We start from the raw sequence: 17394 nt of genomic DNA on the forward strand, positions 1-17394 counted from the left end.
ATTCAGCTTTCTTTTTATATTGGTTTATTTAGGTTTCTTTTGTTCATTGTACTGCTTTGCCAAAAGCTGTAATGCTTCATTATAGGATAATCCAGAATTTGCATTCAATCGTTTTACTTCTTCGACATTTGTATTCGAATACTGTTTCGTAGTAAATCCGTTTCCCATTTTATCCACCTTTTCTAAAGCAATTCATATACTTCATTAAGTTGATGAACACGTGTAAAATCTTTTTCGTCCATCGCGTAATTGATTTCTTCAGGTAAAACTTTGTTCAAAAATTCGATTTCTTCCTCATCTAAATCTCTTACAAATGCTTCTTCAGATGCGTATTGGTTGTTTATCATTTTTGTAAGAATAGCACGGCTTGTCTTATTCTCATCACCATAATTTGAAATTGATTCTATTAGATAGCCTAGCGTTTTATCCACGATTAATCACCATTTCATAATTATTTGAACATCCTCTATTAGGATTCTTCGAAAAATGAGGTAAATTCCTCTCTATTATCTGATTGAGATTCTTTAAAATACGGGTTTTCCTCAGTTGCATTCTTAGGGTCAAGATTCGTCTTAATCACAAGCATTGGTTCATCACTGGCATCTGCAATGATTCGATCATTTAATTCCTTAAAATCAGGTAACTTTTGGTTGCCTGCCTTTTTGTCCATAATTACACCTCCTAGCCATATCATGCTAATCTTCGATAGAAAGTATGTAAAAAAGAGCATGTATTTTCACATGCTCTCATCAATTGTGATTTTTCGTTTTCTTGGCTTTGGGATCCGAATTTTTAAGACACCATTTACATAAGATGCTTTAATTTGGTTTGTGTTTATGGGGTAAGGTAACGAAATTGTCCGACTTGCTTTGTTGAAAGAATTCTTTTTTACATAATAATGTTTTTTTTCATTGGTTTCTTCCATTTCTTCAACATGGTTAACAGTAATCGTAATATACCTTTCCGAGTACTCGATATCAATTTGTTCTTTATTGACTCCTGGTAGGTCTGCTGAAACAATTAGCTCAGTGTCTGTTTCATACATATCAATGGGAATTGTTGAGAACGGGAATGGTTTTTCGAAAAATTCGTCTATCGTATCTAATAGTCGTTTGACAGGTTGCTGGGTAAAGAACTCATTCATTGATTTCATAAGTGGACCGAATGCTTCATTTTCATCTTTTGGGTTTGGTTTATTTGACCTTTCGTCTTTCATTCTTTTTTCTCCTCCCTAGACGTATTATCTATTGTCACTATATTCATTACATATCAAAATGTTTTTATTTTGGGCATGAAAAAAGAACTGAGTTAAATTTGGCTCAGTTCTTTAATACTTAAATAAATAGTTCTTCCTCTAAGCTTTCTAAATCGACCATGATGTTACCTTTTTCATCAACTTCCACTATTTCTTTTTTCTTTAATTTTGTTAACGTTCTGCTCACTGTTTCACGGGTAGTACCAATCATGTTGGCTAAATCCTTATTTGTAAATTGAGTGGTAATCATGATTTTACCATTGGATATCTCCTCGCCATCTGACTTACAAAGGCGCATGATTAATTTAATAATTTGTTCATATGTATTATTTAATATTTGAGCTTCGAGACGATTTTGAAGGTCTACTATTTTCTCACCCAATACCCTGAAGAGCTTGATGCTAACTTGTGGCTGCTGTAGCAATACGTTTTCAAAATGAGAAATTGAAATAACCACAGCCTTTGTATTCTCTAGCACCAAAGCATAAGCAGGATAGTTACCCTTTCTGAAAAAACCAACATGTGGGAACATATCTCCGTCCTTTTGGACAGTCACAATTTGTTCTTTTCCATTTACATCATTTTTATATATTTTTACTTTTCCTTGGTAGATAAAATAAACATTCTCTAAAGGGTCGTCTTGCATAAAAACATGGGACCCCTTTTTATACTGCCGGTATTGGGCAATGTTCACGATTTCATTAAGTTCATTACTTGTTAGTTCTTTAAAAAGTGGTACCGTTTGTAACACCTCAGTTATCTCAATCCGATTCATTTGTATCACTCCAAGTCTCTACTGTTACTTTAAGTGTACCAAACTACTAGATTACAGGTAAAGCATCTCCAAGCTTTTTATCGGCTTAAAAGGTCGTTGTATTAAAGTATGAAAGGAAAACTAGTACTTATCACTTAAAATAAAAAGAAATTTATCGCTAGTGTCATATTTTGATGATTTTTTTTATAGATTTAATGTAGAAATCATATGATTTCAAAAAAATAGTATAGGGGGTCAATTTTTTGAAAAGAAAGCTTTCAGTTGGATTGGTATTATTGCTTTCTATCTTTTTAGCTTTATCTGGTTGTTTTAGTGGTGAATCGACGTCAAATGAACCAGAAAAGCCATCAACTCCTAGTGAGGAAGGTAAAGAAAACGAACAGGAATCATCTGGACCAAAGATTCTGCGCCTTAATAATAATGAGGAGCCTGGTTCATTGCACCCAGGTACTGCACAAGGAACTCATGATTCATGGATTCTTGAACATGCATTTGAAGGATTGACAAAGAAAACACCAGAAGGTGAAATCGTAGCCGGTATGGCAGAATCATGGGAGCCGAGCGAGGATGGGTTAACTTGGACATTCAAGCTTCGAAGTGATGCAAAATGGTCAAATGGTGACCCTGTTACCGCTCATGATTTTGAATATGCGTGGAAATACGCTTTGAATCCAGAGACCGCGTCTACATATGCTTATCAACTCTATTATTTAGAGGGTGGAGAAGCATATAATTCGGCAGAAGAAGGTGCTGATCTAGCAGCACTTGAAGCTGCTGTAGGTGTAAAAGCAGTTGACGATACGACGTTAGAAGTCAAGCTTGCACAGCCTACACCATATTTCTTAGACTTAACATCTTTCTATACGTACTATCCGATTAATAAAGCTGTTCAGGAAGCAAATCCAAATTGGTACCAGGAAGCAGAATCCTACGTTTCAAACGGTGCCTTTAAATTAACAGAGTGGAAGCATAAAGAAAGCATGAAGCTTGCAAAAAATGAAAATTATTACGAGAAAGATAAAATCAATCTAGATGAGGTTCAATTTGTCATTATTGATGATGAAAACACGTCTTGGCAAATGTATCAATCAGGTGAATTGGATTTAGTCTACCCACTTCCACAGGATGTAATTGGTCAGCTAAAAGCTGAAAATAATCCTGAGTTTGAAATTGGTTCTGACCTTTCTGTTTATTATTACAATTTAAACACGGAGAAGGCGCCATTTAATAATGCAAAGATTAGAAAAGCATTATCAATGGCAATTGACCGTGAAACAATTGTGGAACACGTTGCACAAGGTGGACAATCACCAGCATATTCAGTCGTACCACCTGGAATTCCTGATGTTGCAGGGGACTTCCAAGAAAATACAGGTAAGCTATTTGAAGCAAATATTGATGAGGCGAAAAAGTTAATGGAAGAAGGATTGGCTGAAGAGGGCCTCGATAAGTTCCCAGCGGTAACATTAACTTATAACACGTCAGAAGGGCATAAGATGATAGCTGAAGCTGTTCAAGAAATGTGGCGCAAAAACCTTGGTGTTGAGATTACTTTAGAGAATGTTGAATTCCAGGTTAAACTTGACCGTGAAAAAGCGGGAGACTATCAAATCTCTAGAGCGGGTTGGGTTGGTGACTATGTAGACCCAATGACATTTATGGACCTTTGGGTAACGGATGGACCATATAATGACGCAAACTGGAGTAATGCTGAGTACGACAAGTTAGTTAATCTTGCGAAAACGACAATGAATCAAGAAGAACGTATGAAGGCAATGCATGATGCTGAAAAGATCTTAATGGAGGAAATGCCGATTGTCCCAATCTATTTCTATACAAAACCGTTTACTGTGAAGCCACATGTAACTGGTATCTTTACACCAATTAATAGTTATCCTCAGTTCATCTATGCGGATATAACAAACTAAGTATCAGGTTAATCGAGGTATGCTAGCAATTAGCATACCCCGATTTTTATAAAATAGAAACTAAGGCTAGCACTTTAGATTTAAGAGGGGGATAACATGCTTAAGTATATTGGAAAACGGATTGTCCTAGCAGTTGTAACCCTTTGGGTGATCGTCACACTAACTTTTATTCTTATGCATAGTATTCCAGGAAATCCATTTGCCCAAGAGGGAACGATGCCAGAGGCAGTCTACAATAATCTACAAAGCTACTATAATTTGGACAAACCTTTACATGTACAATATGGTCTTTATCTACTTTCTATTTTGCAGTTTGATTTTGGGCCTTCTTATAAATCTTCAACCCTAACAGTGAATGATCTAATCGTGAACGGTTTCCCAGTTTCCTTACATTTAGGAACACAGGCCTTGCTGATTGCGATTCCACTTGGCTTGCTTTTCGGAATTATTGCTGCCCTTTATCGAAATAGGTGGCCTGATTACTCCTCTATGATTCTCGCAATCATTGGAATTTCTGTACCGAACTTTATTCTTGCAACTTTTCTTATCAATTATCTGGCAGTTGAATTAAGATGGTTCCCTGTTGCAACATGGAAATCATGGTCACATACCGTATTGCCGTCCCTATCACTTGCGATGATGCCCATGGCCTTTATCGCGAGATTAATGAGATCCAGCATGCTTGAAGTTATGAGTCAGGACTATATTTTAACAGCAAAAGCAAAGGGACTTAAAAAAGGGTCGATTATTTTAAAGCATGCCATTCGAAATGCGATTTTACCTGTCGTTACAATTGTAGGAATCTTGATAGCCAATATTGTAACTGGAAGTTTTATTATTGAAAAAATCTTTGGTATCCCTGGTATGGGAGAAATGTTTGTAACAAGTATTTTTAATCGGGATTACCCTGTTATTCTTGGCTCGACTATTTTTTATTCTGCCATCCTGATTCTTTTTATTCTGATTGTTGATATCGCCTACACGTGGATAGATCCAAGAATTAAGGTAACGGGGGAGAGCAAATGAAAAATCAACCAAATCTAACGGAAGATATGTTTACACCAGTTGAACAGAAATATGCTGAAGCAGAGAGAATTGCGAGACCAAGTATTTCCTATTGGGGAGACGTTTGGAATCGCCTAAAGGAAAATAAATTAGCAATGTTAGGGCTTATAATCATTATTATTATAGGGGTCATGGCCATCATTGGTCCCCATATAAACGGATATACGTATTATGAGCAGGATTTTACAAAAAAGAACTTACGTCCGAATGCTGAGCATTGGTTCGGAACAGATGCTTCTGGACGAGATTTGTTTACACGAGCATGGTATGGTGCGCGAATTTCTTTATTTATTGGACTAATGGCTGCTCTGATTGATTTTGTAGCAGGGATTATTTACGGAGGTATTTCGGGTATTCGCGGTGGCAGAGTCGATAATATTATGATGAGAATCGCGGAAGTGCTTTATGCCATTCCTTATCTCCTTATGGTCATTTTAGTCATGATCGTCCTTGAAAGAGGATTATGGGCAATTATTATTGCAATGTCCATAACAGGTTGGATACCAATGGCAAGGCTGGTCCGTGGGCAGGTGCTTCAACTCAAGGAGTATGAGTACGTCCAAGCAGCAAATGCGATGGGAGCAAAAACCTCCTGGATTTTAAGAAGACATATGATTCCTAATACAATGGGGCCAATCTTAGTAAATGTCACATTGACTGTTCCAACTGCAATATTTGCTGAAGCAACACTTAGCTTTTTAGGACTTGGGATTCCTGCTCCGAAGGCAAGTTGGGGTACGATGGCGAATGATGCATTAGGCAGTATTTTGATCGGGAATTTCTATCAATTATTTTTCCCAGCTTTTCTCATCTCACTTACAATGTTCGCGTTTAATGTGTTCGGAGATGGTTTAAGAGATGCACTTGATCCAAAATTGCGGAAATAGAATATCTGCATTGATTAGAAGAGGGGGAAAGTAGATGGAAAATATACTAGTAATCAATGATTTGCATGTTTCGTTTGATACAAGTGCAGGAAAGGTAAAGGCAGTTAGAGGAGTTTCCTTTTCAGTAGAAACAGGGGAAGCAATAGCTATTGTTGGTGAATCGGGCTGTGGTAAAAGTGTGACGGCTAAATCGATTATGAAACTTCTTCCAAGCCCACAAGCAAAAATCGAAAATGGTTCTATTCTTTTAAATGGAGATAATTTAGTTCAAAAATCAGAAAAAGCGATGGAGAAAATTAGAGGAAATGAAGTAGGGATGATTTTTCAAGATCCTATGACATCGTTAAACCCTACAACTAGGATCGGGCTGCAAATTGCAGAGGGAATTATTCGTCATAGAAAAGTTTCAAAAAAAGAAGCACTTGAGTATGCCGTAAACATGCTTGAAATGGTGGGTATTCCTCAACCGGAGAAGCGCATTCATCAATATCCACATGAATTTTCAGGTGGGATGAGACAGCGGGTTATGATTGCTATTGCCCTTGCCTGTCAGCCGAAACTTTTAATTGCTGATGAACCTACAACTGCACTAGATGTGACCATACAAGCACAAATTTTAAGACTGATGAAGAAGTTGCAAGAGCAAACCAACACTTCGATTATTTTAATAACCCATGACCTTGGTGTTGTAGCGGAAATGTGCAGTAAGGTTGTTGTGATGTATGCAGGTGAAATTGTTGAAACTGGTAGTGTCGAGGAGATCTTTTCAAATCCGACTCATCCGTATACGAAAGGATTGTTAAAATCCGTACCTCGTCTAGATATGGATAAGCATGAAAAACTATCCACCATAACTGGAACTCCTCCAGATTTACTGTACCCACCTAAGGGCTGCTCATTCTATCCAAGGTGTGAAATGGCAATGAAAGTTTGTGCTGAACATAAACCAGTTTTTGAAGGCGTTAGCCCAACACAGCACAGTTCATGCTGGTTAAATCATCCGATGGCTAAAAATCGTTTAAATCATGTATAGGGGGGGGTAAGAAAGTGGTAGAGAAATCAAACGCATTACTTGAAATAAAAAATGTTAAGAAATACTTTTCTATCCAAAAGAAACCGTTAAAGGCGGTTAATGATTTGAATTTAATCATAAATAAAGGAGAAACAGTTGGACTAGTTGGAGAAAGTGGCTGCGGAAAATCAACAGCAGGAAAAACGATTATTCGCTTAATTGAACCAACAGCAGGTGAAGTCTTGTTTGAAGGAAAAAACATTTATCAGTTTAATCCAAGACAAATGAAGGAGCTTCGCAAAGATGTTCAAATTATTTTTCAGGATCCCTATGCATCCTTGAATCCAAGAATGAAAATTGAGGATATTATTGCAGAACCACTTGATATCCACGGTCTTGCTAAAGGTAAAAAGAGAAAGGAAAGGGTGAAGGAACTTTTAGAATTGGTAGGTCTTCGTCCAGAGCATGCGAATCGATTCCCCCATGAGTTTAGCGGTGGACAAAGACAACGAATTGGAATTGCCAGGGCACTGGCTCTAAATCCAAAGTTTATTGTTTGTGATGAACCAATTTCAGCATTAGATGTATCAATTCAGGCGCAAATAGTTAATCTGTTAAAGAGTTTGCAGGAAAAAATGGATTTAACATATTTATTTATTGCCCATGATTTATCAATGGTCAAATATATTTCAGATCGAATTCTTGTGATGTACTTAGGAAATATGGTTGAGTTTACGAATAGTGAGTCCCTTTATGATGAACCACTACATCCATACACAAAAGCATTATTATCCGCTGTGCCAATTCCGGATCCGGTAGTGAATCGTGAACGAATTGTACTCGAAGGAGAAGTACCCAGCCCGTTATCTCCACCATCTGGTTGTGTGTTTCGAACAAGATGCCAATATGCAATGGAAAGATGTTCAACTGAAGTTCCACAGTGGAAGGAAGTAAAGCCATCTCATTTCACAGCTTGTCATCTTTATGATTAATACCTACGTTTTACAAATATAGGTAGAAAGTGGTATAATATTTACTAACTAAGATAAATTAATAGTAATGCTTATTATAAGGAGTTTCTCAAGGAAGCTTCGCGTTAACAAAAAGCTCTAAAGCCAAAGTTAGCCGTAGTGGCGCTGATCAAGTTTAAAAGCGCACAAAGAACACTTTTTATAATAAGTTTTTTTATTGTCTAGCTCCAGGCGCTATCGGATCTTTGGTCTAAGCGAATCGCTTCGGAAGGCAAAAAAACCTTCTGTCAGTGCTTATCTTATGCTTGTAACCGATAGACGAACGCCTTGCGCTTATCTTTTTAAACAATAATTTACTATAAGTTTCGTGCCAACCAAAACAAAGGAGATGATTTGAATGGCTTTTGGAAGAAGACCAGTCGAAGAAATTGTTACTGAGGAAACGAAGGTGTGGGAATGCACATCTGAGGAATGTAATGGATGGGTACGAGATAATTTTAAGAGCACACAAGAGCCAACCTGTCCATTATGTGGAGCAGAGATGGAGACCAATACAAGATTATTACAGGTTGTCAACAACCATAATAAAAGCTTTTTAGCATAAAAACGTTATTTGTTTCCTCCACCAAAAAATAGAAAAAAATTTTTTAGTTATAAAATGTTTTTTCTATGGACATAATAATTCATGCATTACCTTGCAACAACTTTTGTTGCATTACATAGGAGGAAACAATATGGCACAAGGAAAAGTAAAATGGTTTAACAGTGAAAAAGGCTTTGGATTTATCGAAGTTGAAGGTGGAGACGATGTATTCGTTCACTTTTCAGCTATCCAAGGTGATGGGTTCAAAACGTTAGAAGAAGGTCAAGATGTTACGTTCGATATCGAAGAAGGTAGCCGTGGACCACAAGCTGCTAATGTTCAAAAGGCATAATGAACCAAAAATAAACCGTTCAAAACAGATTCTATTATAGAGTCTGTTTTTTTATTGTTAAAAACCGAACTAAAAAACTCCCCTAACTAATGTTAGGGGAGAAAAATTAATTTGTAGCGGCTTTAACTGGTTTAACAGTTTCAGCCCCATGAACAGCCTTGTTGCTAACATCTACTCGTTTAATAAAGAATGCTAATATTAAAGCAACTATATTAATACCTAATGCTACTAGGAAGGAATAATTAATTCCTGCAAGTAATGCTTGTTGGCCAAGTAAAGCTTGAGTGCTTTCTGTTAATGTCGTTGGATCAACATTTGCCATGAGACTTTCGCCTTCTGACTTGGTCACGCTATTCATGATCGTTACCAATACAGCTGTTCCAATAGAACCAGATACTTGTTGAGCTGTATTGTTGATAGCTGTTCCGTGTGGATAAAAACGTGCAGGCAATTGATTTAATCCGTTTGTCATAATCGGCATCATGACCATTGACATTCCAAACATACGAAGAGTGTATGTTGTTATGATATAGGTGTACGAAGAATCAATTTGCAGTTGTGATAATAAATAGGTTGAAACTGCTGTTACGATTAACCCACAAATTGAAAGAAGACGTGGGCCGAACTTGTCAAATAATTTTCCTGTAATCGGGGACATAATTCCCATAACGATTGCTCCAGGTAACATCATTAAACCAGATTCAAATGGTGAAATTCCACGAACACTTTGAACATATGCTGGTGTTAAAATCATTCCTGAGAACATCGCTACCGCGTTTACGATGGAGATGATTGAAGCTAGTGCGAACATTGGATATTTATAAGCTCGTAAATCTAGAACAGGTTCATCTATTTTTAGTTGACGTAAAATAAAGACAATGAGTGATATGCCACCAATAATTAATGATGCCAGAACTAGGGTATCGCTCCATCCGTCGTTGCTTGCGGAGCTGAATCCATATAATAAGCCTCCAAATCCGATTGTTGATAGAATAATGGATAAATGATCAATCGTCGCGTTTTTGTTTACTTCCATCACATTCTTTGATTTCCATACAGCAAGGACTAAGCTGATTACTGCAAGAGGTAAAATCATTTCGAACAATACTCGCCAATCGTAATGCTCTACAATATAACCTGATAAAGTAGGTCCAATTGCAGGTGCTGTTATCATAACCAAGCCAAAAACACCCATTGCCGCACCGCGTTTTTCAACTGGGAAACTAACAAGCATGATGTTCATTAGTAATGGTCCCATGACTGAAGATCCTGCAGCTTGAACCATACGGCCAGCAAGTAATACTCCAAAATTAGGTGCAAATGCTGCCATTGCAGTACCCAGTGCGAAAATGACCATAGATGTAATAAACAAGCTACGATTTGAAAAACGTGTAATTAAATATGCTGAAGCAGGAATTAATACACCGCTAACCAGCATATATCCAGTTGCAAGCCATTGTACAGTAGAATAATTTTCGATTTTTAAATCAATCATAATGGATGGTAATGCAACATTTAATAATGAATTATTTAAAAAAGAAACAAAAGCACCAATAAATAATACAGCTAACATTAAATATGGTGGTTTTTTTTGTTGTAAAGTAGATTCCATTCATCTTCCCCTCGATTCGTTCAATAAAATATTTACTTGATGATTTTATACCATCAGTTCAATTTGTGCAATATATTTATACTTAAGGTATAATGTTCTAGTAGTAGTAAATAAAATGTTTACTTGGAATATAAAGGAAACGGTTGGAGGATGTATGAATAAACGTAGGAGAAAAGTGGCTGACGTTGCTTTGAAGTTATTTGTAGAGAAAGGATTTCAACAAACCTCGATACAAGATATCATTGAACAAGCCAATATTTCAAAAGGTACATTTTATAATTATTTCTCGAATAAAAATGACTGTATTGCAGAATTATTAGAAGGATTGCGTTATGATGCTAGCCAAATTCGTATGGAATTACAGGTTGGAAAAGATGAAACGGACCGAGTTGTTTTAGTTGAACAAATTTCGATACTAACCAAATTAAATAGAGAGCGTAACCTCAATACCATTTTTGAGGCGATTTTAAATTCAAATGAAGTAGAACTGAAAAAACTGGTGATGCATCACCGGATTCATGAATTGGAATGGTTAGCGGGACGATTTGTAGATGTTTATGGGGATCATATAAGGCCATATGGGTTTGAACTTTCGATTCTTTTTTATGGGATGATGCATTATATCTCATTTACAATGAAGATTACGAATAGTACACAACCAATGCACAAGACGGTAGAGGTGCTATTAACCTATTTGGAGGCAATAATACCAATTATGGTCAAAAATGGCAGTACTTTGCTTGACTCGTCATCTCTTCATTTTTTACAAGCGAGAATTGATCGAAAGGTACTAAACTTACAGGAACTTTTAGATTTAGCTAAGGAAATCGAGCAGGAAGCAATTTTTACAACAGACCAGCGAGATTTATATGATACGATTGTGTCAGAACTACAGCGGGAACGGATTCGGAAAAGTGTGCTTCAGCCTTTGATAAAACCATTTCAACTGTCATTCGTACAATCGGAAATTGAACATGAAGTAAATACTTTTACAAATTTTCTTTGGTATTACTTAAGGATGCATTAAGATAAAAATACAAAGGGGTGTTCGAGATTACAACTAATAAAATGGGTTGGAATTTTGACAATAGTTATGTTCGTTTACCAAAGGATTTGTATTCAAAAACAGATCCTACTCCTGTACGCGAACCAGAACTAGTGATCTTAAACAAGTATTTAGCCGACCTCCTTGGGTTAGATGTAAATGCTTTGCAGAAAGATGGGGTTGAGGTCTTTGCTGGGAATAAGATTCCTGAGGGGGCTGAGCCTATTGCGCAAAGCTATGCTGGTCATCAATTTGGTCATTTTACAAATCTAGGAGATGGCCGTGCGGTGTTGCTAGGTGAACAGATGACACCAGATGGAGAACGCTTTGATATTCAGTTAAAAGGTGCAGGTCGGACACCTTATTCACGCGGAGGGGATGGTCGTGCAGCAATTGGGCCAATGCTTCGCGAATATATTATTAGTGAAGCGATGCATGGCTTAGGTATTCCTACTACCCGAAGCTTGGCTGTAGTTACGACAGGAGAACCGGTTTATCGAGAGACAGTTCTACCAGGTGCGGTTCTTACACGCGTGGCATCAAGTCATATTCGTGTGGGTACATTTCAATTTATTGCTGGACTTGGGAAAATCGATGAACTAAGATTATTAGCCGATTATACGATTGAGCGACATTATCCCGAGATTAAAGAGGAGGAAAACCGGTACCTTGCTTTACTACGAGGGATGATTAATCGCCAAGCCGCTTTGATATCAAAATGGCAATTAGTCGGATTTATTCATGGGGTCATGAACACCGATAATATGACGATAAGTGGTGAAAGCATCGATTATGGCCCATGCGCCTTTATGGATACCTATGATCCAGCCACCGTTTTTAGTTCAATCGACACGGGAGGTCGTTATGCATTTGGTAAACAGCCATATATCGGTGGTTGGAATTTAGCCAGATTTGCAGAATGCTTATTGCCTTTAATAGATGAAAATGAAGAAAAGGCACTTCAATTAGCGCAGGATGAAATGTCAAAATACATCGGGATTTATGAAGAAAATTGGTTAAACGGGATGAGAGCAAAGCTTGGCTTGTTCGATGAAGAGGCAGAAGATAAGAGTCTTATTGAAAACCTATTGGAACTGATGAACTCAAACCAACTAGATTACACGAACACATTTGTAGCGTTAACCTTCAATAAGCTTGATAGCATTGAAATATGTAATTCGGAGAAATTTAAAAGCTGGCAGCAAAAATGGAAGGAAAGACAATCTAGGCAAGGGAAATCTGAGGTTGAGATAAATGAATTAATGAAAACATCAAATCCTGCTGTCATACCACGAAACCACCGTGTTGAAGAAGCATTGGAGGCTGCTGCAGATGGTGATTATAATGTCATGGGGAAACTGTTAAATGTATTAAAAGATCCATTTGCTCACTCCTCTGATCAAGCTGAATACGCAAAACCACCTGAGCCAACAAATAGGCCATATCAAACATTTTGTGGAACTTGATATAAAAAGCACACTTATTTAGGTGTGCTTTTTTGTATGCTTAAATATACCAGAAGGAATAACTTCAAAAACGAACGTTTATTCTGTACAATAGGAGATAGAAATCCTGAGGTGATTGATTATGAAGTTTCGAAAAAATATTCATGAAATAATAGATCTAATAAAAGAAAATCCGCAATACGCGAAAAATATTGTACACTGGCATACGATTGAGGCGACGTCTGCTAAAACAATGGACATGCCGAGAACCATAGATAATAGATTACGAGAAGCGTTGGACAAAAGAGGAATACATCAACTTTACACCCACCAACATTCTGCCTATGAAATTGCACGAAGTGGTGGAAACTTTGTCGCTGTAACTCCTACAGCATCAGGAAAGACACTTTGCTATAATCTTCCTGTATTACAGGCAATTGTTGAAAATGACCAGGCACGTGCACTTTATTTGTTTCCTACAAAAGCTTTAGCACAGGATCAAAAAAGCGAATTAAATGAAATCATTGAGGAAATGGGAGTTGCGATTAACAGTTATACATATGATGGTGATACACCGGCAAATATACGCCAAAAGGTAAGAAAAGCTGGACATATTGTTATCACAAATCCGGATATGCTGCATTCTGCGATTCTCCCACATCACACAAAATGGGTTTCCTTGTTTGAAAACCTGAAATATGTTGTTATCGATGAACTACATACATACCGTGGTGTTTTCGGAAGCCATGTTGCTAATGTAATTAGACGGTTAAAGCGGATCTGTGAGTTTTATGGCAGCAGTCCGGTTTTTATGTGTACATCAGCGACAATTGCCAATCCGAAAGAACTTGCAGAAGATTTGACTGGTACTAAAATGGAGTTAATAGAAAACAATGGTGCCCCAACTGGAAGAAAGCATTTTGTTTTTTACAACCCACCCATCGTCAATAAACCACTCAATATTCGGAGAAGTGCGACACTCGAGGTGCGAAAATTAGCCAGTGAATTTTTAAAAAATAAAATTCAAACCATCGTTTTTGCACGAAGTAGAGTGAGGGTGGAAATCATCCTAACGTATTTACAAGAACTTGTTAAACATAAGCTTGGACCGAAAGCGATCCGTGGTTATCGTGGTGGCTATTTACCGAAGCAACGTCGTGATATTGAACAAGGTCTTCGAAATGGAGACATTTACGGAGTAATCAGTACAAATGCACTCGAATTAGGTGTGGATATTGGACAGCTTCAAGTTTGTATTATGACAGGCTACCCTGGAACAATTGCTAGTGCGTGGCAACAAGCAGGTCGTGCTGGTCGTCGGCAAGGAGAAGCCGTAATTTTTATGGTGGCTAGTTCCAATCCATTGGACCAATATATGATTCAAAACCCAGAATACTTTTTTAGTAGAAATCCTGAGACAGCTCGAATTAATCCAAATAATCTTGTGATCTTAATTGATCATATTAAATGCGCTGCCTATGAATTACCATTTAAAACAGGTGATACATTCGGTGAACTTGATCTGGAAGATATTCTAGAGTTTTTAACCGAAGAAAGAATTCTTCATCAGAATGGTGACAAATGGTATTGGATGAACGATTCATTTCCAGCCCACAATATTAGCCTTCGTTCTGCATCGCAAGAAAATGTTGTCATTATTGATCAAACAGATATTGCTGCAGTCAAGGTCATTGGTGAAATGGACCGCTTTAGTGCAATGACTTTACTACATGATGAAGCTATTTATTTACATCAAGGTGTTCAATACCAAGTTGAAAAGCTCGATTGGGAAGAAAAGAAAGCATTTGTTAGGGAAGTAGATGTTGATTATTTTACAGATGCCAACTTAGCAGTAAGTCTTCGCGTTCTTGAGGTTGATAAAGAACGCTCAGAAGAATCTGTCGAAATTGGCTATGGGGATGTTTCCGTTCAAGCAATGGCAACAATCTTTAAGAAAATAAAATTTGAAACACATGAAAATATCGGTTCTGGGCCGATTCATTTACCCGAAGAGGAACTACATACTTCTTCAGCTTGGATTAGCTTGAAAAAATCAGAGCTTGAAGGCATAAGTGATCAAAGGATTGAAGAAGGATTAGTTGGTGTCGCTAATGTCTTAAGACATGTTGCACCATTGATGACCATGTGTGACCCTTCAGACTTACATGTAGTCCCCCAAGTGAAAGCTGTTCACAATGAGCAGCCGACAATCTTTCTTTATGACCGTTATCCAGGAGGAATTGGTTTGAGTGAAAAAGTCTATGAGGTTATGGAAAATCTCCTCAATGAATCTGAAGAATTAATTGGAAGATGTTCGTGTGAATCAGGTTGTCCCTCTTGTATTGGTACGGATGTGCTAAATGAACGAGCAAAATTTGATGCACTTACTTTAATTACAAAGCTAAAACAAGGTTCAAAACTTTAAAGGGGACATGGTAATGTCGATTAAAGGGAAATTAAATCGATTAAAAAATCATATTGTGAAAGAAGAAGTGGTAAAGCAAAAGCCGGAAGATCTGTCTTTACATTTGGAGGAAATTCCTTATTTAGATAAGTGGAAAGAGTTTGGAGCAGAGCCCTTTTATTTTGATGGTACCTATTGTATGGTTCGTAAAATAGAGTATCCACTGAATTTTCAGCATGGCTTGTATTCTTTTTCTAAATTATACGATGTAATTGAGCTCTGGAATAATTCTGAATTGAATCATCCATTGTCTGCAAAAGGACATCAAGTTTCTGATTTATTTTTCTTTGACACTGAAACAACTGGACTAGGTGGGGGGACGGGCAATACTATCTTTCTATTAGGACACGCTAGGGTTCAAGAAGATCGCGTTGTTCTCACGCAACATTTTTTACCTAACCCAGGTAGTGAGGTAGCTCTTTACCAAAGTTTTCTTTCAAGTGTTGACTACACAACCCTTGTGACTTATAACGGAAAATCATTCGATTGGCCACAGGTGAAAACTAGGCATACATTAATTCGTAATGCACTTCCGAAACTTCCAGAATTTGGGCATTTTGATTTATATCATGCAGCAAGAAGATTATGGAAGAACAAACTCGATTCTGTAAGACTTTCAAATGTTGAAAAAGAAATTCTTGAAATCCAGCGTGATGGGGACGTACCGGGTTATTTAGCACCGATTCTTTATTTTGATTTTGTCGAAAATCAGGTGCCTGATGGGATTTTTGGAGTGATGCGCCATAATGAAATCGATATTTTATCGCTCTTAACCCTTTATATTCACTTATCTGGTGCTGTTATTCTTGACGAAAAGAATAAATATACGACTGATAAATACGAAGTTGCGAGATGGTTAGAGGCACTTGGGGAGACCTCTAAGGCACAGGAACTATATAGACAGGTTGTTGACGTGGACTCAGAGAAAGAAATGAAGGCAAAGCTTGCATTAGCGTTAATATTTAAAAAGGAAAAAAAGCTTGAGGAAGCGATAGAGTTATTTGGTGAAGTATATGAAAATGGGGCAGACCATGATTCTGTTCTAGCAAGTATAGAGTTGGCGAAATATTATGAACATTATACAAAGGATTATAAATTCGCTTTGGATATTGCAAATAATGGCTATTTGAAATGGAAAGAAATCAGCGATCCACGCAATAAGACAAAAAATGAAAAGATTGAAAATGAGTTTCAAAAACGACTTTCAAGAATAACCAGGAAACTTCAAAAAAAATAGAAAATATTGCCCAGGTAAGCGCAAATTTAGTGCTTTTTCGCGCTTTATTTGTCGATTTTATGAAGATTTGTAAACTTCCTTCATTTGTCATTGTAGAACTTTGTAATACCATGTAAAATAGTGTTTTGTGTAAAGGAAATATTATTTTAGATGGAGAGAGAAATGTATGTATAAGAAAATTTTATTTCTGTACTTTTTTGTACTTGTAATAACTGTAATCGTATTAACTGGAATAAAAGAAGGCTCGTATGCCTTTTTCTAATAAGAAGAGAACGATTTAAACTTTTACAGAAAATTGGTAATTTAAATAAGAAAGAAGATGACCGAGATTATCAGGGCGGCGCAGCTTTGAGTTACGGATCGCGATTATGTTTTAAGTGGAACACTGAAAATTGATTCGTTAAATTCACAACAGTTTATAAACTTCTTCTAAAAATAGGTGTTTTGATTAGTACATGACTATCCATTCCTTCATAGGCTATTAATGTAAGACAGATGAAGGAAAGGAGATAAATAAAATGTATTGTCCAACAAACGTAATGCAACCTATTGTTCATCCAACTAAATGCTGTGTCCAACATCATTGCTGTAAAACAATTGTTCCACATATTCATCCTTCACATACGCAACATGTAAATCATCATATGTATCAACATATGCATTATTTCCCACACACAGAATCTGTTGCGAATGAGGTAACGAATCAACACTTTAATTGTGGACCAAGACCACCAGGACCATTTATGGGAAGATAATTCAAAAA

At 37.0% G+C, this 17394-nt stretch carries 18 protein-coding genes; 12 read left to right on the plus strand and 6 right to left on the minus strand.

Going from position 1 to position 17394, the window contains the following annotated elements; genetic code table 11:
* Positions 1–24: 24 nt before the first annotated feature.
* From AC6CHV_RS19005 to AC6CHV_RS19025, 5 genes are all read right to left on the minus strand, one after another.
* Positions 25–168, minus strand: a complete 144-nt coding sequence (locus AC6CHV_RS19005; protein WP_341331074.1) for a hypothetical protein — start codon at positions 166–168, stop codon at positions 25–27.
* A 14-nt stretch (positions 169–182) separates the two neighbouring features.
* Complete coding sequence (locus tag AC6CHV_RS19010) at positions 183–431, minus strand: sigma-G-dependent sporulation-specific acid-soluble spore protein CsgA (RefSeq protein WP_121449657.1); 249 nt, start codon at positions 429–431, stop codon at positions 183–185.
* 38 nt (positions 432–469) lie between these two features.
* Positions 470–670, minus strand: coding sequence for a hypothetical protein (locus AC6CHV_RS19015; RefSeq protein WP_341331075.1), 201 nt, complete (start codon positions 668–670; stop codon positions 470–472).
* Between the two features lie 66 nt (positions 671–736).
* Positions 737–1216, minus strand: coding sequence for an Hsp20/alpha crystallin family protein (locus AC6CHV_RS19020; protein ID WP_341331076.1), 480 nt, complete (start codon positions 1214–1216; stop codon positions 737–739).
* 118 nt (positions 1217–1334) lie between these two features.
* Positions 1335–2030: a Crp/Fnr family transcriptional regulator gene (locus AC6CHV_RS19025; RefSeq protein ID WP_341331077.1), complete on the minus strand. Its 696-nt coding sequence runs from the start codon at positions 2028–2030 to the stop codon at positions 1335–1337.
* Between the two features lie 242 nt (positions 2031–2272).
* On the opposite strand from AC6CHV_RS19025, the gene AC6CHV_RS19030 reads away from it, so the two are divergent.
* The 7 genes from AC6CHV_RS19030 to AC6CHV_RS19060 all read left to right on the plus strand — a co-directional run bounded on the left by AC6CHV_RS19030 (position 2273) and on the right by AC6CHV_RS19060 (position 8828).
* Positions 2273–3958, plus strand: a complete 1686-nt coding sequence (locus AC6CHV_RS19030) for a peptide ABC transporter substrate-binding protein (RefSeq protein ID WP_341331078.1) — start codon at positions 2273–2275, stop codon at positions 3956–3958.
* Between the two features lie 96 nt (positions 3959–4054).
* A complete protein-coding gene (locus AC6CHV_RS19035; protein WP_341331079.1) occupies positions 4055–4984 on the plus strand; it encodes an ABC transporter permease in 930 nt (309 codons plus the stop codon).
* Positions 4981–5910 (plus strand): ABC transporter permease, encoded by a 930-nt coding sequence (locus tag AC6CHV_RS19040; RefSeq protein ID WP_440274864.1) that lies wholly within the window; start codon positions 4981–4983, stop codon positions 5908–5910. Before AC6CHV_RS19035 ends, AC6CHV_RS19040 begins: the two co-directional genes overlap by 4 nt.
* Positions 5911–5944: 34 nt before the next feature.
* Complete coding sequence (locus AC6CHV_RS19045) at positions 5945–6943, plus strand: ABC transporter ATP-binding protein (RefSeq protein WP_341331081.1); 999 nt, start codon at positions 5945–5947, stop codon at positions 6941–6943.
* A 14-nt stretch (positions 6944–6957) separates the two neighbouring features.
* Positions 6958–7914 (plus strand): oligopeptide/dipeptide ABC transporter ATP-binding protein, encoded by a 957-nt coding sequence (locus tag AC6CHV_RS19050; RefSeq protein ID WP_121449665.1) that lies wholly within the window; start codon positions 6958–6960, stop codon positions 7912–7914.
* A 376-nt stretch (positions 7915–8290) separates the two neighbouring features.
* A complete protein-coding gene (locus AC6CHV_RS19055; RefSeq protein WP_121449666.1) occupies positions 8291–8497 on the plus strand; it encodes a cold-inducible protein YdjO-related protein in 207 nt (68 codons plus the stop codon).
* A gap of 130 nt (positions 8498–8627) precedes the next feature.
* On the plus strand, positions 8628–8828 hold the full coding sequence (locus AC6CHV_RS19060; RefSeq protein WP_099351638.1) for a cold-shock protein: 201 nt from the start codon (positions 8628–8630) through the stop codon (positions 8826–8828).
* Positions 8829–8934: 106 nt separating this feature from the next.
* Here AC6CHV_RS19060 and AC6CHV_RS19065 read toward each other — a convergent pair whose 3' ends face one another.
* Complete coding sequence (locus tag AC6CHV_RS19065; protein ID WP_121449667.1) at positions 8935–10440, minus strand: DHA2 family efflux MFS transporter permease subunit; 1506 nt, start codon at positions 10438–10440, stop codon at positions 8935–8937.
* Positions 10441–10594: 154 nt separating this feature from the next.
* On the opposite strand from AC6CHV_RS19065, the gene AC6CHV_RS19070 reads away from it, so the two are divergent.
* The 5 genes from AC6CHV_RS19070 (at position 10595) to AC6CHV_RS19090 (ending at position 17386) form a co-directional block, all read left to right on the plus strand.
* Positions 10595–11467 (plus strand): TetR family transcriptional regulator, encoded by an 873-nt coding sequence (locus AC6CHV_RS19070; RefSeq protein WP_121449668.1) that lies wholly within the window; start codon positions 10595–10597, stop codon positions 11465–11467.
* A 41-nt stretch (positions 11468–11508) separates the two neighbouring features.
* Positions 11509–12951, plus strand: a complete 1443-nt coding sequence (locus AC6CHV_RS19075; RefSeq protein WP_121449669.1) for a protein adenylyltransferase SelO family protein — start codon at positions 11509–11511, stop codon at positions 12949–12951.
* 121 nt (positions 12952–13072) lie between these two features.
* Positions 13073–15355 (plus strand): DEAD/DEAH box helicase, encoded by a 2283-nt coding sequence (locus AC6CHV_RS19080; RefSeq protein WP_121449670.1) that lies wholly within the window; start codon positions 13073–13075, stop codon positions 15353–15355.
* 13 nt (positions 15356–15368) lie between these two features.
* Positions 15369–16631 carry a ribonuclease H-like domain-containing protein gene (locus AC6CHV_RS19085; RefSeq protein WP_121449671.1) on the plus strand — a complete coding sequence of 421 codons (1263 nt, stop codon included), beginning with the start codon at positions 15369–15371 and terminating at the stop codon, positions 16629–16631.
* A 518-nt stretch (positions 16632–17149) separates the two neighbouring features.
* The gene (locus tag AC6CHV_RS19090; protein WP_121449672.1) at positions 17150–17386 is read left to right on the plus strand and encodes a CotD family spore coat protein; all 237 of its coding nucleotides are present in this window, start codon (positions 17150–17152) and stop codon (positions 17384–17386) included.
* The last annotated feature ends 8 nt before the right edge of the window (positions 17387–17394 follow it).

This window comes from Ferdinandcohnia sp. GQ5 (assembly GCF_059759275.1).